This is a genomic window from Terrabacter aeriphilus (assembly GCF_039542985.1).
Taxonomy (GTDB): domain Bacteria; phylum Actinomycetota; class Actinomycetes; order Actinomycetales; family Dermatophilaceae; genus Terrabacter; species Terrabacter aeriphilus.
The window spans coordinates 18,772-40,674 of the sequence record NZ_BAABIW010000026.1 but is presented as its reverse complement, the minus strand read 5'-3'; the positions used below and the strand labels follow the sequence as shown (position 1 = coordinate 40,674).

23 protein-coding genes are annotated in these 21,903 nt (G+C 73.3%); 16 read left to right on the top strand and 7 right to left on the bottom strand.

What is annotated here, in order from left to right:
* Positions 1-28 precede the first annotated feature (28 nt).
* The 3 genes from ABD979_RS17855 to prcA are packed head-to-tail and all read left to right on the top strand — an operon-like array spanning position 29 to position 1,772.
* Positions 29-235, top strand: coding sequence for a ubiquitin-like protein Pup (locus ABD979_RS17855; RefSeq protein ID WP_345508862.1), 207 nt, complete (start codon positions 29-31; stop codon positions 233-235).
* The gene (gene prcB / locus ABD979_RS17850) at positions 232-1,050 is read left to right on the top strand and encodes a proteasome subunit beta (RefSeq protein ID WP_345508861.1); all 819 of its coding nucleotides are present in this window, start codon (positions 232-234) and stop codon (positions 1,048-1,050) included. Before ABD979_RS17855 ends, prcB begins: the two co-directional genes overlap by 4 nt.
* Positions 1,047-1,772 (top strand): proteasome subunit alpha, encoded by a 726-nt coding sequence (prcA, locus tag ABD979_RS17845; RefSeq protein ID WP_345508860.1) that lies wholly within the window; start codon positions 1,047-1,049, stop codon positions 1,770-1,772. The genes prcB and prcA overlap by 4 nt, the downstream gene beginning before the upstream one ends.
* A 112-nt stretch (positions 1,773-1,884) precedes the next feature.
* On the opposite strand, the gene ABD979_RS17840 is transcribed toward prcA, so the two are convergent.
* Positions 1,885-3,087: a DivIVA domain-containing protein gene (locus ABD979_RS17840; RefSeq protein WP_345508859.1), complete on the bottom strand. Its 1,203-nt coding sequence runs from the start codon at positions 3,085-3,087 to the stop codon at positions 1,885-1,887.
* 126 nt (positions 3,088-3,213) lie between these two features.
* Here ABD979_RS17840 and pafA point away from each other — a divergent pair, with 126 nt between their 5' ends.
* The 3 genes from pafA to ABD979_RS17825 all read left to right on the top strand — a co-directional run bounded on the left by pafA (position 3,214) and on the right by ABD979_RS17825 (position 6,313).
* Entirely contained in the window at positions 3,214-4,605 is a 1,392-nt protein-coding gene (gene pafA / locus ABD979_RS17835) for a Pup--protein ligase (RefSeq protein WP_345508858.1), read from the top strand.
* A gap of 187 nt (positions 4,606-4,792) precedes the next feature.
* Entirely contained in the window at positions 4,793-5,854 is a 1,062-nt protein-coding gene (locus ABD979_RS17830) for an FKBP-type peptidyl-prolyl cis-trans isomerase (protein ID WP_345508857.1), read from the top strand.
* Between the two features lie 72 nt (positions 5,855-5,926).
* Positions 5,927-6,313: an FKBP-type peptidyl-prolyl cis-trans isomerase gene (locus ABD979_RS17825; protein ID WP_345508856.1), complete on the top strand. Its 387-nt coding sequence runs from the start codon at positions 5,927-5,929 to the stop codon at positions 6,311-6,313.
* 3 nt (positions 6,314-6,316) lie between these two features.
* Here ABD979_RS17825 and ABD979_RS17820 read toward each other — a convergent pair whose 3' ends face one another.
* Positions 6,317-7,429 (bottom strand): DUF3866 family protein, encoded by a 1,113-nt coding sequence (locus ABD979_RS17820; RefSeq protein WP_345508855.1) that lies wholly within the window; start codon positions 7,427-7,429, stop codon positions 6,317-6,319.
* 77 nt (positions 7,430-7,506) lie between these two features.
* On the opposite strand from ABD979_RS17820, the gene ABD979_RS17815 reads away from it, so the two are divergent.
* The 8 genes from ABD979_RS17815 (at position 7,507) to ABD979_RS17780 (ending at position 15,931) form a co-directional block, all read left to right on the top strand.
* Positions 7,507-8,490 carry a helix-turn-helix transcriptional regulator gene (locus ABD979_RS17815; RefSeq protein ID WP_345508854.1) on the top strand — a complete coding sequence of 328 codons (984 nt, stop codon included), beginning with the start codon at positions 7,507-7,509 and terminating at the stop codon, positions 8,488-8,490.
* Positions 8,487-9,539 (top strand): helix-turn-helix transcriptional regulator, encoded by a 1,053-nt coding sequence (locus tag ABD979_RS17810; protein ID WP_345508853.1) that lies wholly within the window; start codon positions 8,487-8,489, stop codon positions 9,537-9,539. Before ABD979_RS17815 ends, ABD979_RS17810 begins: the two co-directional genes overlap by 4 nt.
* Positions 9,540-9,653: 114 nt before the next feature.
* Positions 9,654-10,046 carry a Sec-independent protein translocase subunit TatA gene (tatA, locus tag ABD979_RS17805; protein ID WP_345508852.1) on the top strand — a complete coding sequence of 131 codons (393 nt, stop codon included), beginning with the start codon at positions 9,654-9,656 and terminating at the stop codon, positions 10,044-10,046.
* A gap of 73 nt (positions 10,047-10,119) precedes the next feature.
* A complete protein-coding gene (gene tatC / locus ABD979_RS17800) occupies positions 10,120-10,929 on the top strand; it encodes a twin-arginine translocase subunit TatC (RefSeq protein WP_345508851.1) in 810 nt (269 codons plus the stop codon).
* Between the two features lie 9 nt (positions 10,930-10,938).
* Entirely contained in the window at positions 10,939-11,844 is a 906-nt protein-coding gene (locus ABD979_RS17795; RefSeq protein ID WP_345508850.1) for a diacylglycerol/lipid kinase family protein, read from the top strand.
* Positions 11,841-14,759, top strand: coding sequence for a DEAD/DEAH box helicase (locus ABD979_RS17790; RefSeq protein WP_345508849.1), 2,919 nt, complete (start codon positions 11,841-11,843; stop codon positions 14,757-14,759). Before ABD979_RS17795 ends, ABD979_RS17790 begins: the two co-directional genes overlap by 4 nt.
* 125 nt (positions 14,760-14,884) lie before the next feature.
* The gene (locus ABD979_RS17785) at positions 14,885-15,496 is read left to right on the top strand and encodes a hypothetical protein (protein WP_345508848.1); all 612 of its coding nucleotides are present in this window, start codon (positions 14,885-14,887) and stop codon (positions 15,494-15,496) included.
* Positions 15,497-15,730: 234 nt separating this feature from the next.
* The gene (locus tag ABD979_RS17780; RefSeq protein ID WP_345508847.1) at positions 15,731-15,931 is read left to right on the top strand and encodes a cold-shock protein; all 201 of its coding nucleotides are present in this window, start codon (positions 15,731-15,733) and stop codon (positions 15,929-15,931) included.
* Positions 15,932-16,025: 94 nt separating this feature from the next.
* On the opposite strand, the gene ABD979_RS17775 is transcribed toward ABD979_RS17780, so the two are convergent.
* Both ABD979_RS17775 and ABD979_RS17770 read right to left on the bottom strand, forming a co-directional pair.
* The gene (locus ABD979_RS17775) at positions 16,026-16,250 is read right to left on the bottom strand and encodes a hypothetical protein (protein ID WP_345508846.1); all 225 of its coding nucleotides are present in this window, start codon (positions 16,248-16,250) and stop codon (positions 16,026-16,028) included.
* 334 nt (positions 16,251-16,584) lie between these two features.
* Positions 16,585-17,526: a 5'-3' exonuclease gene (locus tag ABD979_RS17770; RefSeq protein WP_345508845.1), complete on the bottom strand. Its 942-nt coding sequence runs from the start codon at positions 17,524-17,526 to the stop codon at positions 16,585-16,587.
* Between the two features lie 102 nt (positions 17,527-17,628).
* On the opposite strand from ABD979_RS17770, the gene ABD979_RS17765 reads away from it, so the two are divergent.
* Entirely contained in the window at positions 17,629-18,099 is a 471-nt protein-coding gene (locus ABD979_RS17765) for an Lrp/AsnC family transcriptional regulator (RefSeq protein ID WP_345508844.1), read from the top strand.
* A gap of 24 nt (positions 18,100-18,123) precedes the next feature.
* Positions 18,124-18,975: a phosphotransferase gene (locus ABD979_RS17760; protein WP_345508843.1), complete on the top strand. Its 852-nt coding sequence runs from the start codon at positions 18,124-18,126 to the stop codon at positions 18,973-18,975.
* Positions 18,976-18,988: 13 nt separating this feature from the next.
* Here ABD979_RS17760 and ABD979_RS17755 read toward each other — a convergent pair whose 3' ends face one another.
* The 3 genes from ABD979_RS17755 to ABD979_RS17745 all read right to left on the bottom strand — a co-directional run bounded on the left by ABD979_RS17755 (position 18,989) and on the right by ABD979_RS17745 (position 21,820).
* Positions 18,989-20,311 carry a multidrug effflux MFS transporter gene (locus ABD979_RS17755; RefSeq protein WP_345508842.1) on the bottom strand — a complete coding sequence of 441 codons (1,323 nt, stop codon included), beginning with the start codon at positions 20,309-20,311 and terminating at the stop codon, positions 18,989-18,991.
* Positions 20,308-20,829 (bottom strand): Cys-tRNA(Pro) deacylase, encoded by a 522-nt coding sequence (gene ybaK, locus ABD979_RS17750; RefSeq protein WP_345508841.1) that lies wholly within the window; start codon positions 20,827-20,829, stop codon positions 20,308-20,310. The genes ABD979_RS17755 and ybaK overlap by 4 nt, the downstream gene beginning before the upstream one ends.
* A gap of 103 nt (positions 20,830-20,932) precedes the next feature.
* Positions 20,933-21,820 (bottom strand): hypothetical protein, encoded by an 888-nt coding sequence (locus tag ABD979_RS17745; protein WP_345508840.1) that lies wholly within the window; start codon positions 21,818-21,820, stop codon positions 20,933-20,935.
* Between the last annotated feature and the right edge of the window lie 83 nt (positions 21,821-21,903).

Here is a 21,903-nt window from a genome sequence, read left to right as displayed (position 1 = left end):
AGAGGTCGTCCACGTCTGGGAGGTAGCCATGCCGGGTCAGGAGCACGTCAAGCCGCAGCATCGTGACGAGGAGCCCCCGGAGACGCCCGAGGCGCCGCCGACGGCACCGAGTGGCGCGGCCGTCAAGGAGGGCCTCTCCGACGACATCGACAGCGTCCTCGACGAGATCGACGGGGTGCTCGAGAGCAACGCCGAGGAGTTCGTGCGCGGCTTCGTCCAGAAGGGCGGCCAGTGACCCAGGGTCGCCGCCTCGACGACGCCTTCCTCGGCGCCGGGTCGTCCTCGTTCACCGAGTTCGTCTCGAGCTACCGCCCCGAGCTGCTGCCGGCCGGACGCCGGCTGCCCTCGGGGGCCGGCCTCGAGGCGCCGCACGGCACGACGATCGTCTCGCTCCTCTTCGACGGCGGCGTCGTCATGGCCGGTGACCGCCGGGCCACCATGGGCAACGTCATCGCGAACCGCGACATGGAGAAGGTGTTCGCGGCCGACGACTTCAGCGTGGTCGGCATCGCCGGCACCGCGGGCGTGGCGATCGAGCTCGTCCGGCTCTACCAGGTCGAGCTCGAGCACTACGAGAAGATCGAGGGCGCCATCATGTCGCTCGAGGGCAAGGCGAACCGCCTCGCCTCGATGATCCGCGGCAACCTCGCGCTCGCGATGCAGGGCCTCACGGTCGTGCCGACGTATGCCGGCTTCGACCTCGAGTCGGCCACCGGGCGCATCTACTCCTACGACGTGACGGGCGGCTGCTACGTCGAGGGTGGTCACCACTCCATCGGGTCGGGCTCCGTCTTCGCCCGCGGAGCCCTGAAGAAGCTGTGGCGCCCGGGCCTCGAGGAGCAGGCCGCCGTCTCGGTGGCCCTCGAGGCGCTCTACGACGCGGCCGACGACGACTCCGCCACCGGCGGACCCGACCTCGGTCGCCAGATCTGGCCGACCGTCGCGGTCGTCGACCACGCGGGCGCGCGCTTCGTGGGGCAGGACGCCCTCGAGGCGCACGTCGAGCGCATCGTGGCCGCCCGCCGCGACAACCCGGGAGGTGCCCGATGAGCATGCCGTTCTACGTCCCGCCCGAGCAGGTCATGAAGGACCGGGCCGACTTCGCGCGCAAGGGAATCGCCCGCGGCCGCTCGGTCGTCGTGCTCGGCTACGACCGCGGCATCGCCTTCGTCGCCGAGAACCCCTCGCGCGCGCTGCACAAGGTGTCGGAGATCTACGACCGCATCGCCTTCGCCGCCGTCGGCCGCTACAACGAGTTCGAGAGCCTGCGCGTCGCCGGCATCCGGTATGCCGACCTGCGCGGCTACTCCTACGACCGCACCGACGTGACCGCGCGGGCCCTCGCCAACACGTATGCGCAGACGCTCGGTGCCGTCTTCACCCAGGAGTCGAAGCCCTTCGAGATCGAGATCGTCGTGGCGGAGGTGGGCGTCGACAGCGACGCCGACCAGATCTTCCGCCTCACCTACGACGGGTCGGTCGCCGACGAGCACGGCTTCGTGGCGATGGGCGGCGCGAGCGACGTCGCCGAGGAACGGCTGGGCGCCGCGTGGCGACCGGGCATGACGCTCGGCGAGGCCCTGCACACCGCCGTCGACGTGCTCGCCTCGGGCGAGAACGGCGAGCGCCGCCCCCTGGACGCCGGGCAGCTCGAGGTGGCCGTGCTCGACCGTGACCGCCCGCGCCGTTCGTTCCGACGGATCGCCGGTCCGCTGCTGACCCGCCTGCTCGAGGGCCCCGACGAGGCGCCGACCGCCACGCCGCCGGCCTGAGCCGGCCTGAGGGCAACACCCACGGCAACACACCGAGAAGGTCACGACACCCCGCGATCGGTTCCCGGTGCGGTGCGACGTTCTCGGTGTGTTGCGCCGTGGGGCGGCCGGGTCAGCGGTGGCCGGCGGGCCTGGCGTCGGCGTCGTCGCGCACGACCTCGAGCACCTGCGTCGCGTCCGGCACGAAGACCTCGTGCAGCTGCGACGACTCCTCGTCGGCGCGGTCGCCCGGCTGCCCGGTCTCGTTCTCGTTCTCGTGCTCGTTCTCGGTCTCGTTCTCGGTCTCGGCCTCGGACGGCGCCTCGTCGGCCTGCTCGGTCTGCTGTGCGGGCTCGGCCCGCTCCGGCTGGGGCTGGCCCTTGGCGGCCTCGGCGTCGCCGGCGACGGCCGGCACCCCGAGCGACTCGACGAGGGCCCCGCCCCCCAGCGTGGCGAGCATCTGGCGCACGTTGCCCAGCTGGGCGGTGATGCTGTCGCGCTGCGCGGTCGCCGCGGCGAGCTCGCGGTCGGACTCCTCGCGGACGCGCGAGGCGTGGTCACGGGCCTCGGAGACGATCTGGTCGGCCTGCGCCTCGGCGCTGTGGAGCAGCTGGCGCGCGCGCGTGCGCATCTCCTCGGCGTCGCGCTCGGCGCGCTCGGTGAGCTGTCCCAGACGTGCCTCGGCCTCGGCCAGGGCGGCGTCCTGCTGCGCCCGGCGAGCGGCGAACTCCTGGTCGGCCGACTCGCGGCGGCCGGCCAGCTGCACCTCGAGCTCGGCGTTGGCCGAGCTCGCCTTGAGCCGGTGCGACTCGAACTCGGCGGCCGCCTCCTGGCGCTGCGCGGCGGCGACGGCCTGGGCCTCGGCGACGATGGCCTGCGCCTCACGCGTGGCCTGGGCGATGACGCGCACCGACTCCTCGTCGGCGTGCGACCGGGCCTGCTCGGCATACGACCCGGCAGCCTTCTTGACGTCGGCGGCGTCCCGGGCGGCCCGCTCGCGGATCTCCCCGGCCTCGGCGCGCGCCCGGTCGCGCATCTCGGCGGCCTCCTGGTCGGCGAGCGCGAGGATCTGGCCGACGCGCTCACCGAGGTCGGTGAAGGTCTGGCTCGGCGCGGCGGCCGGTGCCTGCTTGAGCTCCGCCACGAGGCGTGACTGCTGGCCCAGCTGGCTGCGCAGGTCGGTGATGGCGGCGTTGAGCTTGGTCAGCTCGACGCTGCGCTCGGCGGCGTCCTTCTTCGCCGCCTGCAACGTGCGGTTCTGCGAGTCGAGGAAGGCGTCGACCTCCTCGGGCTCGTAGCCGCGACGGGAGAACTTGAAGTGCGGTCTGTCGATCATGTCCGTCCAGGTGGGGTGGGAAGTCGGGCGTGAGGGGTCGCGACACATTGTGTCAGGAGCCGTCCGGCGCGGCCCGGGGGAGCGGCGTGCCGACGCATCCGTGGCGGCGCCGCCTAGAGTTACGTCATGGAGCGGCGGATCTTCGGGATCGAGAACGAGTACGGCGTCACCTGCACGACGCAGGGCCAGCGCCGGCTGACTCCCGACGAGGTCGCGCGCTACCTCTTCCGGCGCGTCGTCGCCTGGGGGCGCTCGAGCAACGTCTTCCTCGGCAACGGGGCCCGGCTCTACCTCGACGTGGGCTCGCACCCGGAGTACGCGACGGCCGAGTGCGACTCGGCCCGCGAGCTCGTCATCCAGGACAAGGCGGGGGAGCGCATCCTCGAGGGCCTCGTCGAGGACGCGCAGGGTCGCCTGCGCGACGACGGGGTCGAGGGCGAGATCTTCGTCTTCAAGAACAACACCGACTCGGCCGGCAACTCCTACGGCTGCCACGAGAACTACTGCTACGGGCGCACGGGCGACTTCCAGCGCGTGTCGGACATGTTCATCCCGTTCCTCATCAGCCGGCAGATCGTCTGTGGCGCGGGCAAGGTGGTCGCCACGGCGCACGGTGCGTCGTTCGCGGTCAGCCAGCGCGCCGACCACATCTGGGAGGGTGTCTCGTCGGCGACGACGCGCAGCCGGCCCATCATCAACACCCGCGACGAGCCGCACGCCGACGCCGAGAAGTACCGCCGCCTCCACGTCATCGTCGGCGACTCGAACATGTCCGAGACGACGAACCTGCTCAAGATCGGCAGCGCCGACCTCGTGCTGCGGATGATCGAGTCGGGCGTCGTCATGCGCGACCTGACGATGGAGAACCCGATCCGGGCGATCCGCACGATGAGCCACGACCCGACGGGGCGCGCGACCGTGCGGCTCGCCAACGGCCGCGAGCTCTCGGCCCTCGACATGCAGCGGGAGTACCTCGACAAGGCCGTAGAGTTCGTCGACCGCGAGGGGATGGACAGCCCCGACACGAAGCAGGTCATCGACCTGTGGGGACGGGCCCTCGACGCCATCGGGTCGGGCGACCTCGGCGCCATCGAGACCGAGATCGACTGGGTCATCAAGTACCGCCTCATCGAGCGCTACCGGGCCAAGCACGGCCTCGCGCTCACCGACGCCCGGATCCAGCAGATCGACCTCGCCTACCACGACATCAACCGCCGCCGCGGCCTCTTCTACCTGCTCCAGCGCCACGGCCGCACCGCCCGCGTCGCCTCGGACGTCGAGGTCTTCGAGGCCAAGGTGCGCCCGCCGCAGACGACCCGCGCCAAGCTGCGCGGCGACTTCATCCGCGCCGCGCAGGCCCACGGCCGCGACTTCACCGTCGACTGGGTGCACCTCAAGCTCAACGACCAGGCGCAGCGCACGGTGCTCTGCAAGGACCCCTTCCGGTCCGTCGACGAGCGCGTCGAGCGGCTGATGGAGACGATCGACCGGTCGCCCACGGTCACCCGCCCGCTCTGACGTCGGCCGCCACCGGCCGGCCCGTGCCTGTCACCGGGCCTGTCATCGTCCCTGTCATCGTGCGGGCCGACCAGCCTGTCAACTCGCTGTGAATCGTGCACAAGGGCCCGCGTTACAGTGGCCGGGCTCTGACCAGCGGGACCTCCGGGAGCTCCGGACCCGCCCGCCCCGACCGAAAGTCGTGCTTGTGCGCCCCAACCGTCCGGCTGCCCGCGCAGCCGTAGCCCTGATCGCCACCTTCGGCCTGACCGGCCTCGCCGCCTGCGGGTCGGCGTCCAGCCCGTCCGCCGGCTCGACCGGCGGGTCCACGGCCGCATCGACGGCCGGCTCGACCGGCGGGTCCACCCCCGCCGCCACGGGCGCGAAGACGCCCGCCGCCGACGGTGGCGCGCTCACGGGCCTCACCGCCACCGGCGCCGTCGACCTCAAGACGGCCCCCAAGGTCTCGCTCGGCAAGACCCCGATCAGCACGAAGGTCGTCGACCGGCGCGTGCTCACCGAGGGCACCGGCCCGGGCGCCACGACGGCCGACACGGTGCGCCTGCGCGCCCAGATCTTCAACGGCACCAGCGGCAAGCTGCTCGACGACGGCTACGCCCAGGGCCGCGCGGCCGAGGGCTACCGCCTCGGCCGGGCCGACCTCATCGCCGGCTTCACCGACGGGCTCGTCGGCGCCACGAAGGGCGCCCGCATCGCCTTCACGATCCCGCCCGAGAAGGGCTTCGGCTCGGCGGGCAACCAGAACCTCGGCGTCGCCGGCACCGACACCATCGTCGTCGTCGCCGACATCGCCGACGTGCACTCCGCGCTGAGCCAGATCGACGGCGCCCAGACGGCGGCCCCGGCCGGCCTGCCGACCGTCGAGTTCACGAACGGCCCGACCAAGGAGCCCACCGTCACGGTGCCGAAGTCGGCCGCGCCCACGACGACCCAGCAGGCCACCCTCGTGCAAGGGAACGGCGCGACGGTCGAGAAGGGCCAGACCATCACGGCGCAGTACCACGGCGTGCTCTGGAAGGACGGCAGCGTCTTCGACTCGTCGTGGCAGCGCGGCGCCGCGGCCGACTTCCCGATCGGCGTCGGCCAGGTCATCCCCGGCTGGGACAAGACCCTGGTGGGCAAGAAGGTGGGCAGCCGCGTGCTGCTCGTCATCCCGCCCGCCGACGGCTACGGCACCGCGGGCAGCCCGCCGAAGATCGCCGGCACCGACACGCTCGTCTTCGTCGTCGACATCCTCGACGCCTACTGACCCGCGGACACCCGCACCGCACAACAGCAGCACGACCAGCACGACCCACACCGACGAAAGGCACCTGCAGCAATGGCACTCGACCCCAACCGCACGAAGCCCGAGATCGACTTCCCCGAGGGTGACGCCCCCGCCGACCTCGTCGTCGAGGACCTCATCGAGGGCGACGGTCGTGAGGCCAAGGCCGGCGACACCGTGAGCGCGCACTACGTCGGCGTCGCCCACTCCACCGGCGAGGAGTTCGACTCGTCGTGGAACCGCGGCAACCCGCTCGACTTCCGCCTCGGCGTCGGCATGGTCATCGCCGGCTGGGACAAGGGCATCGAGGGCATGAAGGTCGGCGGCCGCCGCAAGCTGACGATCCCCTCGCACCTCGCCTACGGCGAGCGCGGCGCCGGCTCGGCCATCGCGCCGGGCGAGGCGCTCATCTTCGTCGTCGACCTCGACGACGTGCGCTGAGGCTCAGCCCCCAGCACCGAGCATCCGGGCGGCGAACCGCCCCGCGACGGCCGCGCCGAGGAATCCGGCGCGGTCGTCGTCGTATCCGCGGCCCATGGTGCGCAGCGGCACCGGCGTCGCCCGCAGGGCCGCGTCGAGCCCCTCGCAGCCGACCTCGCGCAGGGTGAGCCGGCCCTCGCTCGCCGCGCAGAGCTCCGTGGCCTGTGCGAGCACGTCGGCGCCCAACCCCGCGAGGTCGCCGCGCAGGAGCGGCACCGGCACGTCGGCGCGCACGAGCGCCACGCGGCCGTATGCCGTGAGGCTGTGGTGCGAGACCCCGCGGTGCCGCTCGCGCGGGTCGGCCCCCGAGACGCGCAGCGAGCACACCGGCCGGCCGCGCAGCGTCGCCGCGGCGTTGACGGCCTCACCGGCGGAGGTGCCGGAGAAGCCCCAGCGGGTGCCCGTGCCGAGGTTGCCCGGCCCCTGCGAGACGACGACGAGGTCGGCCCCGACGACGTGGCGGGCGGCGAGCAGGCCCGTGTGGACGTTGACCGCCTCGAGGTCGCCGCCGTAGGCCTGCCCGACGGTGACCGACGCCGCGAGCCACCCCGCGTCGCGCAGCCCGGCCACCGTGCGCGAGAAGTCGAGCGGCAGCGCCCCGCCGTCGGTCATGACGTAGGCGACGCGCAGGCCCGGGTCGACCTCGCGGACGCCCGCGACGATCGCCGGCAGCGCCGAGTGGAGGTCGGCGACGACGACGGGCAGCCCGCCCAGGTCGTCGGCGTCGGCGAGCACGGCATGGTGCGCGCTGTCCTGCTCGTCGACGCCCAGCACCATCGTCTGGCTCGGCGTGTAGCGCGCCTTGACGAGGTGTCCGGGCACGGCGGCGACGTCGGGCACGGGCTCCGGCAACGCGTCCGGCGCGGCCACGACGAGGGCGAGGCCACCGGTTCCGAGGCCACGCTCGAGAGCCGTCGTGTTGAGCAGCACCGCCGTCCCCGGCGCGAGGGCGCCGACGGCGTCGACGTAGCCGAGCGCGCGGACGCGGTCGCCGGAGGGGAGGCGGACGGCATACTCGATCGCCCCGGCCCAGCTCGACCGCACCTCGTCGACGACACCCCGGCGCCACTGGATCATGGGGTGACCCTATTCGATCCTTTGTTCGGGTAGCGTCGGACTGCCCGATCCCCGCCGCCGCCTCCAGGAAGGTCTCGATGAGCCCTGCGTCTGCCTCGGCCGAGAAGACCGAACGGCTGCTCAACCTCATCCTCGCGCTCAAGTCGGCCCGCCGGCCGGTGTCGAAGCAGCGCATCCGCGAGGCCCTGCCCGCCTACGCGGCGGCGACCTCCGACGAGGCCTTCGACCGCATGTTCGAGCGCGACAAGGACGAGCTGCGCGAGATGGGGATCCCGATCACGACGACCGTGCTCGACGTCCTCTTCGACGACGAGGTCGGCTACCGCATCGACCCCAGCGAGACGACCCTGCCGGCCATCTCCTTCGAGCCCGACGAGGTCGCCGCGCTGGCGCTCGCCGCGCGCGCGTGGTCGACCGCGAGCATCTCGGGAGCGGCGTCGGCCGGCCTGCGCAAGCTGCGCCTCTCCGGGGTGGAGATCGACGAGTCGGTGGCCGCGGGCGCCGAGCCGCGCATCCGCACCAAGGAGCCGGCGTTCGAGGCCGTGCACGCGGCCGTCTCGGCGCTGCAGCCGATCACCTTCGACTACCGCAAGAACGACGGCGAGCTCAGCACCCGCCACGTGCAGCCGTGGGCGCTGAAGAACTGGCACGGCCGCTGGTACCTCACCGCCTTCGACGTCGACCGCGGCGACGAGCGCGCCTTCCGGCTGAGCCGCTTCGAGGGCCCCGTGCGCCGCAAGGGCCGGGCGGGGTCGTATGCCGTGCCGGCCGACCACGTGCCCGAGGTGGCCCTCGAGGCCCAGCCACCCGAGCCCGAGGGCACGGCCGTCGTGCGCGTGCGCCACGGGCGCGGCCACACCCTGCGGCGCCAGGCGCTGCGGACCACCGAGCTCGACGAGCGCTGGGCGCAGCTCGAGCTGCCCTACCGCCGCGACACGACCGAGCGCGACGTCGTCGCGCTCGGCACCCACGCCGTGGCCGTGTCGCCGCCCGAGCTCGTCGACGGGGTGCGCGCGGCCCTGCGCGCGGTCGTCGCCGCCCACGAGGAGGGCCCGTCATGACCGAGACCCCATCGCCGGCCGGCATCGCGGCCGCCCGCACCACGCGAGCCGCCCGCAAGCCCGTCGAGACCGCCACCCAGCGCCTCGGGCGGCTGCTCGACATGGTGCCGTGGCTGCTCCAGCACCGCGGTGTCCCGGTCGACGAGGCCGCCGCGGAGTTCGGCGTCTCGCAGGAGCAGCTCGTCGAGGACCTCGAGCTGCTCTTCGTCTGCGGCACGCCCGGCTACGGCCATGCCGAGCTCATCGACGCCCAGTGGGACAGCGGCTACGTCTACCTCGACAACGCCGACGACATCGCCGCGCCGATGCGGCTGACCCGTGACGAGGCGGTCACCCTCACCGCCGGCCTGCAGGCGCTCGGCTCCGCGCTCGTCGGCTCCGACGTCGCCGAGCGCACCCTCGCCAAGCTGCGCGCGGCCGCGGCCACGACCGTCGGCGAGCCGACCGGGCGCATCGCCCTCGACCTCGACGACGGCAGCCAGCACGCCGCGATGGCCGTGCTCAAGGACGCGTTCGCGCGCGGCCGCCGCGTCCACCTGCGCTACTACGTCGCGACCCGCGACGAGTCGACCGAGCGCGACGTCGACATCATGCGCATCCTCAACCTCGACGCGCAGTGGTACGTCGAGGGCTACTGCCACCGGGCGCAGGACGTGCGCCTCTTCCGCCTCGACCGCATCGAGGCGGCCTCGGTGCTCGACGTCGACGGCACCCCGCCCGCGGCGGCCCGGCCGCGTGACCTCGACGACGTCTTCGTGCCGGGGGAGAACGACCTGACCGTCGTGCTCGAGGCCAGCCGGTGGGCGGCCTGGATCGCCGACTACTACCCGAACGAGGGTGTCGAGCGCGGCCCGGACGGCTCGCTCCGGGTCACGCTCAAGGTGGCCGACCCCGCCCTCGTGCGGCGCCTCGTGCTCCGCCTCGGGGGAGAGGCCCGGGTCGTCGGGCCGCCGGAGCTCGCCGCCGCGGTGGCCGGGGAGGCGCGCGCCGCGCTGGCGGCATACGACGACGGTGACGGCGTGCCCGACACGCCCGGTCCGCCCCGCTGAGCCGGCACTCCCACAGTCCACGTTCATCCCACGCACGTATGCTGGACACCTGCAGCGCCGACGCTGCACGGGACGGTCCGATCCGGGGCCGGCCATTCGACGAGGAGACCACACATGCAGCTACCGGGCGGCCCCGAACTCATTGTCATCGCGATCGTGCTCATCGCCCTGTTCGGCTGGAAGAAGCTCCCCGACATGGCACGCAGCCTCGGCCGCTCCGCCCGAGTCTTCAAGTCCGAGGTCGACGAGCTGAAGAAGGACGGCAAGCCCGCCCCCAGCGATGCCGCACGCTCCACCGTGCCGGGTGACGTCGTCGACGCCGAGGCCGAGCGCCGCGCCACCGACGCCGCGCGCATCGCGGACGCCGAGCGCCGGGCCGCCGAGGCGCGCGCCGAGGCCGATCGCCTGCGCGCCGCCCAGGCCGCCCAGGCGCCCACCGCTCCGGCTGCCCCGACCACGGCCACGCCGCCGGTCGGCGACGACGTGCGGCGCGACACGACGCTCTGAGCGAGCCCAGCACCACCCCGCACCCGCCTCGCACCGGCCCGACCGGTGTGCCGGACTGATACGGACTGACTGAATGCCGTCACTGCGACGCAAGCGCGACCCCGAGGGGCGGATGTCGCTCGGCGACCACCTCCGCGAGCTGCGCAACCGCATCATGATCAGCGCGTCCGCCATCATCGTGGGCGGCGTGCTCGGCTGGATCTACTACGAGCGGGTCATCGACGCGCTGACCAGGCCGCTGAAGGACCTGCAGGCCGAGCGCACCGGCGGCGTCGTCAACATCAACTTCGCCGGCATGACCGACGCGTTCGCGCTGCAGCTGACGACCTCGCTCTTCGTCGGCGTCATCGTCGCCTCGCCGATCTGGCTCTTCCAGCTCTGGGGCTTCATCGTGCCCGGGCTGACGAAGAAGGAGAAGCTCGTCGCCCGGCTCTTCGTCGTCGCCGCGGTGCCGCTGTTCCTCGCCGGTTGCTTCTTCGCCTTCGTCATGGTGCCCAAGGCCGTCGCCGTGCTCCTCGGCTTCACCCCTGACGGGGCCTACAACCTGCAGGACGGCGCGCAGTACCTCAACTTCGTGCTGAAGTTCATCGTCGCCTTCGGGTGCGCGTTCCTGCTGCCCGTCTTCCTCGTCGCGCTCAACCTCGTCGGCGTGCTGTCGGCCCGCGCGATGCTCAAGGGCTGGCGACCGGCCGTCATGATCATCCTCGTCTTCGCGGCGATCATGACGCCGACGCCGGACGCGTACACGATGCTCTTCCTCGCGAGCCCGATGGTGGCCCTCTACTTCGCCTCCGTCGGCGTCGCGTTCCTGCTCGACCGGCGCAAGAAGGACCACGAGCCCGACTGGCTCGACGTCCCGGACGACCAGGCGTCCGCCCTGTAGCGTTCGGGTGTGTCCCCGCGTGTCGCCCTGATCGTCAACCCGACCTCGGGCAAGGGGATCGGACGGCAGCTGGGGGAGCGCACGCGGGCCCTGCTGCAGGCGGCGGGCCACGAGGTGCTCGACGCGTGCGGCGGCGACTACCGGCAGGCGCGGGAGCGCGGCCTCGAGGCGGTGGCCGCGGGTGTCGAGACCGTGCTCGTCGTCGGTGGCGACGGCATGGTCCACCTCGGCGTCAACCTCTGCGCGCAGTCCTCGAGCCGCCTCGCAGTCGTCGCGGCCGGCACCGGCAACGACTTCGCGCGCAACCTCGGCCTGCCCGTCCACGACCCGGCCGCCGCGGTCGACCTGCTGGCGCGCGGCCGCACCCGTGAGGTCGACCTCGGGCGGGTGCGCCACGGCACCGCGGGGGAGCGCTGGTTCGGCGGCGTGCTCGGCGCCGGCTTCGACGCCGTCGTCAACGCCCGGGCCCAGCGGATGACCTGGCCCCGCGGGCAGATGCGCTACAACCTCGCGGTGCTGCGCGAGCTCCCGGTCTTCCGGCCCATCCCCTACGTCGTCGAGATTGACGGGCGCCGCATCGAGACCCGGGCCATGCTCGTGGCCGTCGCCAACACGACCTCGTTCGGGGGCGGCATGCGCGTCTGCCCCGAGGCCGACGTCGCCGACGGCCTGTTCGACGTGCTCGTCGTGCACGCGCTGTCGGTCCCGGCGTTCCTGCGGGTATTCCCCAAGGTGTACTCCGGCACCCACACCACCCATCCGGCCGTGGAGATCCATCGCGGCCGACGAGTTCGCTTGGAGGCGAGCGGCATCCACTCCCAGGCCGATGGCGAGACCTTTGCCGACCTGCCCATCGACGCCGAGGTCGTGCCCGGCGCCCTGCGCGTCGTGACCCCACTGGAGGTGCCCGCGTGATCGCCTCCTGGCCGCGGCTGGCGGAGTTCTCCGCCGGGCTGGACTTCCCGCTCGACGACTTCCAGACGGAGGCGTGCCGCGCCGTCGAGGAGGGCCGCGGCGTGCTCGTCGCCGCCCCGACCGGTGCCGGCAAGACGATCGTCGGCGAGTTCGCCGTGCACCTCGCCCTCGCGACGGGGCGCAAGGCGTTCTACACCACCCCCATCAAGGCCCTGTCGAACCAGAAGTACACCGACCTCGTGCGCGTGCACGGCGCCGAGAACGTCGGCCTGCTCACGGGCGACGCATCGATCAACGGCGAGGCGCCGATCGTCGTCATGACGACCGAGGTGCTGCGCAACATGATGTATGCCGGGTCGACCACCCTGCGCGGGCTCGGCTGGGTCGTCATGGACGAGGTGCACTACCTCGCCGACCGCTTTCGCGGCGCCGTGTGGGAGGAGGTCATCATCCACCTGCCGCCCGACGTCAGCGTCGTGTCGCTCTCGGCCACCGTGAGCAACGCCGAGGAGTTCGGGGCGTGGCTGGGGGAGGTGCGGGGCGACACCGAGGTCATCGTGTCGGAGCACCGGCCGGTGCCGCTCTGGCAGCACATGATGGTCGGCCAGACCCTCTTCGACCTCTTCGTCGAGGAGCGGGACGCCGACGAGGACGACGAGCACTTCCGCACCGCGACCGACCGCTACTCGGTGAGCGTCAACCCCGACCTCGTGCACGCCATCCGTGGCGGTGAGGGCCGCGCGGCCTGGGACTCCCACTGGGTGAGCAGCCGCGGTGGGCGCGACAGGGGCCGCTCGCGGGGACGCAACGGTGGCGGCCCCGGCGGGCGTTCCGGCGGAGGTTCGGGCGGGCGTTCGGGTGGTGGCCGCCACGGCGGACGCGGCGGCGACGACTGGGGTGGCCGCGGGCGTCGCGACGGTGACGGCTCCGGCGGTCGTGGGCCCGGCGGCGGCGACGGCGGCCGTGGCTTCGCCCGGGGCGGACGGCCCGGTGGTGGCGCCACCCGCGCCGAGGTGATCGAGCGGCTCGAGCGCGAGGGCCTGCTGCCCGCGATCACCTTCATCTTCAGCCGGGCCGGCTGCGACGGCGCGGTCGGGCAGCTGCTCGCGAGCGGCATGCGGCTCATCCCGGAGGCCGAGGGCGAGGCCAACCGCCGGCTCGTCGAGACCCGCATCCAGGGGCTCGCCGAGGAGGACCTCTCGGTGCTCGGCTACTGGGACTTCGTCGACGGCCTCTCGCGAGGCTTCGCCGCGCACCACGCCGGCATGCTGCCGACCTTCCGCGAGATCGTCGAGGAGCTGTTCACCGCGGGCCGGGTGCGGGCCGTCTTCGCGACCGAGACGCTGGCGCTCGGCATCAACATGCCCGCGCGAACCGTCGTGCTCGAGAAGCTCGTGAAGTTCAACGGCGAGAACCACGTCGACATCTCACCGGCCGAGTACACCCAGCTGACGGGGCGCGCCGGCCGGCGTGGCATCGACGTCGAGGGCCACGCCGTCGTGCTGTGGAACCGGGGGCTCGACCCCGCCGGTGTCGCGGGCCTCGCGTCGACGCGCACCTACCCGCTCCGCTCGAGCTTCCGGCCGACGTACAACATGTCGGTCAACCTCGTGCGGCAGTTCGGCCGCGAGAGCGCCCGCAGCATCCTCGAGACCTCGTTCGCGCAGTTCCAGGCCGACCGGGCCGTCGTCGGCCTCGTCCGCACGATCCGCCGCAACGAGGAGGCCCTGGCCGGCTACGCCGAGAACATGACCTGCCACCTCGGCGACTTCGCGAGCTATGCGGCGATCCGCGACGAGATCCGCGTCGTCGAGAAGGAGGGCGCCAGGGCGCGGTCGGCATCCGTGCGCGCGGCTGCGGCGATCTCCTTGGAGTCGTTGAAGATCGGCGACATCGTGCGCATCCCGGCGGGGAGGCACAGCGGCCTCGCCGTGGTCGTCATGCCGAACCGTGGGGGCAAGGGTGAGGCAGCCTCGCCGTCCGTCGTCACCGAGGACCACCAGCTGCGCCGGCTGACCCTCCACGACGTGCCGACGGCGGTCGAGCCGCTCGGCTCGATGCGGGTGCCGAAGCAGTTCAACGCCCGCAACCCCAAGGCGCGCCGCGACCTCGCCGCGACGCTTCGGGCGACGATGCCGCACGACCCGCCGCCGCGGCGGCGGGCCTCCGAGCTCGACGCGACGGACGAGCGAATCGACGAGCTGCGTCGCCGGATGAAGGCCCACCCCTGCCACCGCTGCCCGGACCGGGAGAACCACGCGCGCTGGGCCGAGCGGTGGTGGCGGCTGCGGCGCGAGACCGACGGGCTGCAGCGCAAGGTCGACGGCCGCACGAACTCCGTCGCCAAGACGTTCGACCGGATCTGCGACCTGCTCGTCGAGATGGGCTACCTCGGCGAGGGCGGGCAGAGCATCACCCCCGAGGGCGACCGGCTGCGCCAGCTCTACACGGAGAAGGACCTCCTCGCGGCCGAGTGCCTCCGCGAGGGTGTCTGGCGCCGCCTCGACCCGCCGTCGCTCGCGGCCGTCGTCTCGACGCTCGTGCACGAGCCGCGGCGCGAGGAGGGCGGGCTCACGCCGCGCTGGCCGACCGACGACGTGCGCGAGGCCTATGACCGGATGGTCGAGATCTGGTCGGACCTCGAGGACGCCGAGGGTGCGCTCGCGCTGCCGCGCACCGGCATGCCTGACGGTGGCCTCGCCTGGGCGATGCACCGGTGGGCGAGCGGCCAGCGCCTCGAGGACGTGCTGCGCGGCACCGACCTCGCGGCCGGCGACTTCGTGCGCCGCTGCAAGCAGGTCATCGACCTGCTCGGCCAGCTGACCGACGCCGCCGACCCCGACCTCGCCACGACGGCCCGCCGCGCGAGCGACAGCGTGCTCCGAGGCGTCGTCGCGGCCGACCGTCTCGACTGAGCACCCGGCGGTCGCCGGGGTGACCGCCAGGGTGACCGCCGGGGTGACCGCCGGGGCGTTGACCGGAGCCCGGCCACCGGAGGATCGTCGAGGGTGGGACCCGGCACGAGCGGGAGGACACGGCCATGGGGATCCGCGACACGTTCTCACGGGCGACCGGCATCCGGCCTCGGCGCACGCCTGACCCGACAGCAGCGGCCCGACACGACGGCTCGGCCGAGGCCGCCCTGGTCCTGGCCCGCTACACGTACCTGCTGCGGGTGTCGGCCCCGGAGGTCCTGGAGCAGCTGCACCGCGACGCCTTCGGGGTGCTGGCGGCGGAGCAGCGCGAGCGCCTCCTCCTGCGCCTGCGCCACGACGGGGCGGAGGGGCAGCGCCCGGGCGACGGCACCCCGGCCGAGCTCGCGCGAGCCGCGCGCACCATGCACGCCGCGGATCCCCGCTATCTCGTCCGGATGCTGCGCCGGCCGGGCCAGGGGGTCACCGAGGGTCACTCCGTGCCGCACCTGACGGGCGATCCGGGCGGGCTGCTCTTCGAAGGGTCGCTCCTCGGGCTCGTCGCCGCCTCGGTCGTCGGGGCGCCGGCTGCCGAGGCCGTGCTCGTCGGGTTCGAGAACTCACCCGAGGCCGCCCAGGTCGACGCCTCCGTGTTCGTCCGGTCGCCGGGCGCCATCCAGCACGGTGCGTGGGAGGCCGGCGCCGGCGGCGTGGCGGGCGACAGCGGGGGCGCCGGCTGAGGGCGGGCGGTTCGGGCCGGTGCCACCGATCGGTGGCGACCGTGCTGGCCGAGTCGTCGACCGGGATGGGCGTCGGTTATCCTTGGTACTGTCGACGTTTTGGTGCTCGTGTTTTGCACGCTCGCAAGGAACGACCAGCGAGCGCAGTTTCTTCAGGTTCTGAAGGGTTGCGTCCCCGACGACACCGGGATCGCCCGTCCGGGCGACCCGTCCCCCAACCTGAAGGAGCCAGACATGGCGCAGGGTACTGTCAAGTGGTTCAACTCTGAGAAGGGCTTCGGCTTCATCGCCCCGACCGAGGGTGCCGACGTGTTCGTGCACTACTCGGAGATCCAGGGCAACGGCTACCGCAGCCTCGAGGAGAACCAGGCCGTCGAGTTCGACGTCGAGCAGGGCCCCAAGGGCCCCCAGGCGATGCGCGTCCGCGCTCTCTGAGACGCCTCTCACCTCCTGCGGACCCCGGTCCGCAGCACGAAGGCCGGCTCCCCGCGAGGGGAACCGGCCTTCGTCGTGTCAGGGCGGTGGCCGCTCAGAGGCGGGTCAGGCGCTCGTACGGGCTGTTGACGCGGATGATGCCCGTCTCGAAGCGGAGCGTCACCGTGTGCTCCGTGCGCGCGATCACCTCACCGAGCCCGTGGCGCAGGTGCGACACGCGGTCACCGACCTCGAACGTCTCGATGTCGGGGGCCGGGGCAGGCGAGAAGGGGCTGCTCGCGAGGTGGCGGCGTCGGTCGGGCGATCCTGAGTTGGGCACCCTTCAGTATGCCCCCTGCCTCGCGGGGCAGCACGCCCGACGCGGCGCGGCGCGCATCTCGGTCGGGTCTCAGTCACCCCGAGCCGCACCCGAAAAGCAGCCGAAGAGCCGCCTGATCCAGCCGCAGCCCCAGGCGCCGCGCGCAAGTGCGCCGTGGCGCAGTTGCAGCCGTCCCGGAGCTGGTGTGCCGGCCGGAAGTGCGCCGTGGCGCAGTTGCAGCCGTCCCGGAGCTGGTGTGCCGGCCGGACGTGCGCCGTGGCGCAGTTGCAGCCGTCCCGGAGCCGGTGTGCCGGCCGGAAGTGCGCCGTGGCGCAGTTGCAGCCGTTCCCGGCCCCTAGTCGATGCCGAGCGCGCTGATGACGCGGTCGAACGAGGAGGTCAGGCCGTGCTCGACGGCCAGCCTGGACATCAGCGCGGGGTCCGCCACGGCGGTCGGCGCGGCGAGCTCGACGTCGGGGATCGCGGCGTCCTTGGCCACGGCGACGACGCGGGGCGCGGCATCGAGGTAGTCCGTGGCCGCCTCGAGGCGGGCCCGCTGGGCGCCCTTGAGGGCGGGGTCGCCGCCGTCGACGGCCGCCCGAATCGCCTCGAGCGTGCCGTACGTCGCGATGAGCTTGGCCGCCGTCTTCTCACCGATGCCGGCCACGCCGGGCAGGCCGTCGCTCGTGTCGCCGCGCAGCACCGCCATGTCCGCGTAGGCCGGGCCGGTCGGCACGCCGTACTTCTCCATGAGGAAGGCCTCGTCGACGAGGTCGGGCGCGCGCACACCACCGCGCGCCGTGTAGATCACCCGCACCTGGTTGGCGTCGTCGACGAGCTGGAAGAGGTCACGGTCACCGGTGACGATGTCGACCGGCATACGGCCGGAGAAGCTCGTGGCGAGCGTGCCGATGACGTCGTCGGCCTCGAAGCCGTCGACCCCGACGCGCGCGATACCGAGCGCGGCGAGCGCGTCGACGATGATCGGCACCTGCACGTTGAGGGCCTCGGGCGACTGCTCGCCGGCCAGCTCGTCGGGGCCGGGCTCGGCCACCCGGTGCGCCTTGTACGAGGGGATCGCCTCGACGCGGAAGGCCGGGCGCCAGTCGTTGTCCCAGCAGGCCACGAGGTGGGTGGGGCGGCCGCGCTCGACGAGTGAGGCGATCATGTCGAGCAGGCCGCGCACGGCGTTGGTCGGCACGCCGCTCGGCCCGACCACCTCGGGCACGCCGAAGAAGGCCCGGAAGTAGAGACTGGCCGAGTCGAGCAGGAGCATCCGAGGAGCGCGGGACGACATGGCGAGAGGCTACCGGGCCCCGGGCGCATCGCCTCGCGGGCGCGGCGTACCGGCATGAGGAATGCCCGGTCCGGGCGACTTGCGCTGGTCTACTGTTCGGCCATGGAAGATCTCGACCGCCGCCTCGTCGGCCTCCTGCTCGCCGACGGTCGGATGAGCTACACCGACCTCGGCAAGGCCACGGGCCTGTCGACCTCGGCGGTGCACCAGCGCGTGCGCCGTCTCGAGGAGCGGGGCGTGGTCACGGGCTACACGGCGCAGGTCTCGCCCGAGGCCCTCGGCCTGCCGCTCACCGCGCTCATCTCGGTCACGCCGTTCGACCCGAGCGCGCCCGACGACGTGCCCGAGCGCCTGCGGCACATCACCGAGATCGAGGACTGCCACTCCGTCGCGGGGGAGGAGAGCTACGTGCTCAAGGTGCGGGTCTCGACGCCCGGTGACCTCGAGGACCTGCTCGCCCGCATCCGTTCGGCCGGAAGCGTCTCGACGCACACGACCGTCGTCCTCTCGACGCCGTGGGAGGGCCGCAGCGCCTCGGCCCAGCCGCGCGCGACCGACTCAGGCGGCAGCTGAGGCGGAACGATCTACGATCGGCGGATGTCGTTCGACGGGGTGCAGGGGCTGTCGCCACGCCAGGCCGAGCTGCTCGGGTGTTGGCTGCCGGGCGCGGAGGTCGTCGCCGACCACGGCTGGGGGCTCGTCGCCACGACGGTGCTCGAGGTCGTGCACGACGGCCGGCGGCTCATCGCCAAGGCCGGCGGTGAGCAGGACGGTCACATCGCGCGCGAGGTGCGCGCCCACCGCAGCTGGACGGCGCCGTGGACCGCGCGGGGTCGCGCGCCCGACCTCGTGCACGCCGACGTCGACGCCAAGGTCCTCGTCACGCGCTACCTGCCCGGCCGGCTCGTGCTCGGTGACCCGGCGGCGGACGACCCCGACACCTACCGCCAGGCAGGAGCCCTGCTCGCGCTCTTGCACGGTCAGCTCTCGCGCGTCGACACCGAGCACGAGCGCCGCGAGAACGCCAGGGCCCTGGCGTGGCTCGACCGGCCGCACCGCATCGAGGCCGCCGTCGAGGAGCAGCTGAGGGCCGAGATCGCCGGCTGGCCCGACGAGCCGACGACCGTCGTGCCCACGCACGGCGACTGGCAGCCGCGCAACTGGCTCGTCGACGCCGGCACCGTCGCCGTCATCGACCTCGGCCGGGCCGACCTGCGCCCCGCCATGACCGACCTCACCCGGCTCGCCGCCCAGGACTTCCTGCGCGACCCGGCCCTCGAGGCAGCCTTCCTGGAGGGGTACGGGCCAGACCCGCGTGAGCCGGCGGCGTGGTTCCGCACGCGGCTGCGCGAGGCGGTCGGCACCGCCTGCTGGTCGTATGCCGTCGGTGACGAGGGCTTCGAGGCGCAGGGCCACCGGATGGTGGCCGAGGCCCTCGCCTCGCGCTGACCGACGCCGCGCGTCAGAGCTGGTCGGTCGGTGCGGGCGCCGGCGTCGGCACGACGACCTCGGTCGCGGCGTTGCGGCGGATGAGGCGCCGGCGGTGCCACCACCAGAGCACGAGCGCGCTCAGCGTCATGCTGCCGGCGACGACGGCGAGCGTCGTCAGCGAGCCGCTGACGAGCGGCGACACGAGGCCGGCCACGACGGCGTTGACGCACGTGCTGAGGAAGGACTGGAACGAGGAGACAGCGCCGCGCTCGCGCGGCCGGAGGTCGAGCAGCGCGATCGTCAGGATCGGGAAGACGAGCGAGACGCCGAGGGAGGCCGCGGCCACGGGCACGACCGTCCACGGCAGCGCCGGCGTCGGGGCGAGGGCCTGGTAGACGACGGCGAAGACACCACCGGCGAGGGCGACGAGGAAGCCGGTGAGCACGAAGGCGCCCTGGCGCACCCGACCGGCCAGCCGGCCGGTGAGGAACGAGCCGACCATCATCGTGACGACGAGCGGCACGAAGAGGACGCCGAAGTCGCGCTCGCCGAGCCCGAGGTGGTCGACGACGATCGCCGGGGCCGACGAGATGTAGAGGAAGAGCGCGCCGAAGTTGAGGGCGATGGCGATGCTGAGCCGCAGCACCGACCCGTCGCCTGCCGCGGCGAAGAACGAGGCGAGCAGCGGGCGCGGGTGGAACGGCACACGGCGCGACGCCGGGTGCGTCTCCGGCAGCGACGTCAGGGTGAGCACGACGAGCACGAGCCCGTAGCCGGCGAGCACCCAGAAGATGGTCCGCCACGAGCCCCAGCCGAGGATCCAGCCGCCGACGATCGGCGCGAGGGCCGGGGCGACGGCGAAGATCATCGAGATGTGGCTCATGAAGCGCTGCGCGTGCGCGCCGTCGAACAGGTCGCGTACGACGGTGCGGCCGACGATCATGCCGGCGCCTGCCACGAGCCCTTGGGCCGCACGCGCGCCGAGCAGCAACGGCATGCTCGGCGCGAGCGCGCAGAGGGCGCTCGTGACGGCATACAGGAGGCAGCCGGCGAGGATGACGCGGCGCCGGCCGAGCGCGTCGGACATCGAGCCGTGGAAGAGGCTGGCGACCGCGAAGGCCGCGAGGTAGACGCTGACCGTCTGCTGCATGGCCACGGCGTCGACGTCGAGCTCGCGGGTCATGACGGCGAACGCCGGGAAGATCGCGTCGATGGTGAACGGGCCGACCATCGTCAGCGCGGCGAGCACGACGACGAGCCGCAGGCGGCCGAGGGCCGTCCGAGGAGCGGCGGCCCGCGCGTCGATCGGGGGAGCGGCGGCGGGGACGGTGGTCGGGGTGGTGCGCGTGGTCACGGGCGTCCGATCCGGGCGCGGGAGGCGCCGGTCGCGGTGGCGAGGTCGCCGGGCGCGAGCTCGATGTCGAAGCCGCGCCGTCCGCCCGAGACGAAGACCGTCGCGAAGCCGTATGCCGTCTCGTCGAGCACCGTGGGCAGGGCGCGCTTCTGCCCGACGGGGGAGATGCCGCCCACGACGTAGCCGGTGCTGCGCTCCGCGGCCGCGGGCTCGGCCATCGTCGCGCCCTTGACGCCCAGCGCGGCGGCCACGGCCTTGAGGTCGAGCTGGCCGTCGACGGGGACGATGCCGACCGCGAGGCCGGCCGCGCCGGCGCGGCCGGTGTCGACGAGGAGCGTCTTGAAGACCCTGGCCGGCTCGACGCCGAGCGCCGCCGCGGCCTCGAGGCCGTAGCTCGCCGCGGCCGGGTCGTGGTCGTAGGCGTGGCGCGTGTAGGCGATGCCGGCCCGGTCGAGGGCGACGGTGGCCGGGGTGGACGGGCCCTCGCCCGGGCGGGGATGTCGGGCGCGCGCAGTCACCGCGGCAGTCTACGTGGCGTCGCGCCCGCCTCCCGCCGACAGACCTCGCCCCGGGAAGGGACGGTTCACGCGGAGCGCTCCGCGTCACCCCCGGGCGCCCCTCTCAGGTGGCCCGCAGGGGCGGAGGGACCTCGATGTCCACCGGTCGGTCGATGCCCGTGACGACGAGGTGGCCCTGGGTGAACGTCAGGATCGAGAGCAGCTGCTCTTCGGGCAGCTGCTTGGAGGACCCGCCCACCGTGACGTCCCCGATGGTGCTGTCGGAGCCGTCGACGTCGACCGTGTCGAGAGCACCGTCGTCGGCGAACGTCATCTTCGTGTAGAGGATCCCACCGATCGAGTCCCGAAGCTCCGCGTCGTCGGCGAGCAGGAACCCGAGACCGGTGACGTCGAAGCCCTCCCGGACGTCGAGGCTGCCGGAGATCTCGCCCAGGCCGAGGTCGGAGGTCGCCTCGAACGACTCGAGCATCGACGGGAGACCGGTGATCCGTGCCTTGGCGTCGACGCCGACGAGCGTCAGGTCGTGGCTCGTCGCCTTCCGCCAGCCGCCGGAGCCCCGGGGTCGCTGCACCACCGCGCCTCGAGGCGTCACGACGAGGCGCCCGCTGACGTGGCTGCTCGAGCCGTCGGAGTCCTGGTTGCGGGCGTCGAAGTCGACCTGGAGCACCTGACGGGCCGCGTCCACCCGGAAGTCGCGGTCGAGGGTGCTGCCGACCCCGTCCAGCACGTAGGAGCCGGTGATCGTGTAGCTCGCGGACGTCGCCGCCTTGAGCGTCGTCGCCGCCGACACCCACCGCGTCACGGGGTCGGGGGGCGGCGGGTCGGCGATCGTGGTCGGGGCCACCGTGCTCGTCGGCGTGCGGGTCGCCGTCGACGTCGTTCCCGCGCCGCCGCCGGCCGTGCACCCGGTGACGGCCAGCACTGCGCTGAGGATCGCGGCCAGCGACCCGGCGCGAGCCGGCACGGGGGAGCGACGTGGACGGGGAGCCATGGCGCAAATCTGACCACACCGGACACGTCCGTGGTGCAGATCGGGAATCTCGGTGGTCGCAGACGGGCGCGGGTCGCTAGCGT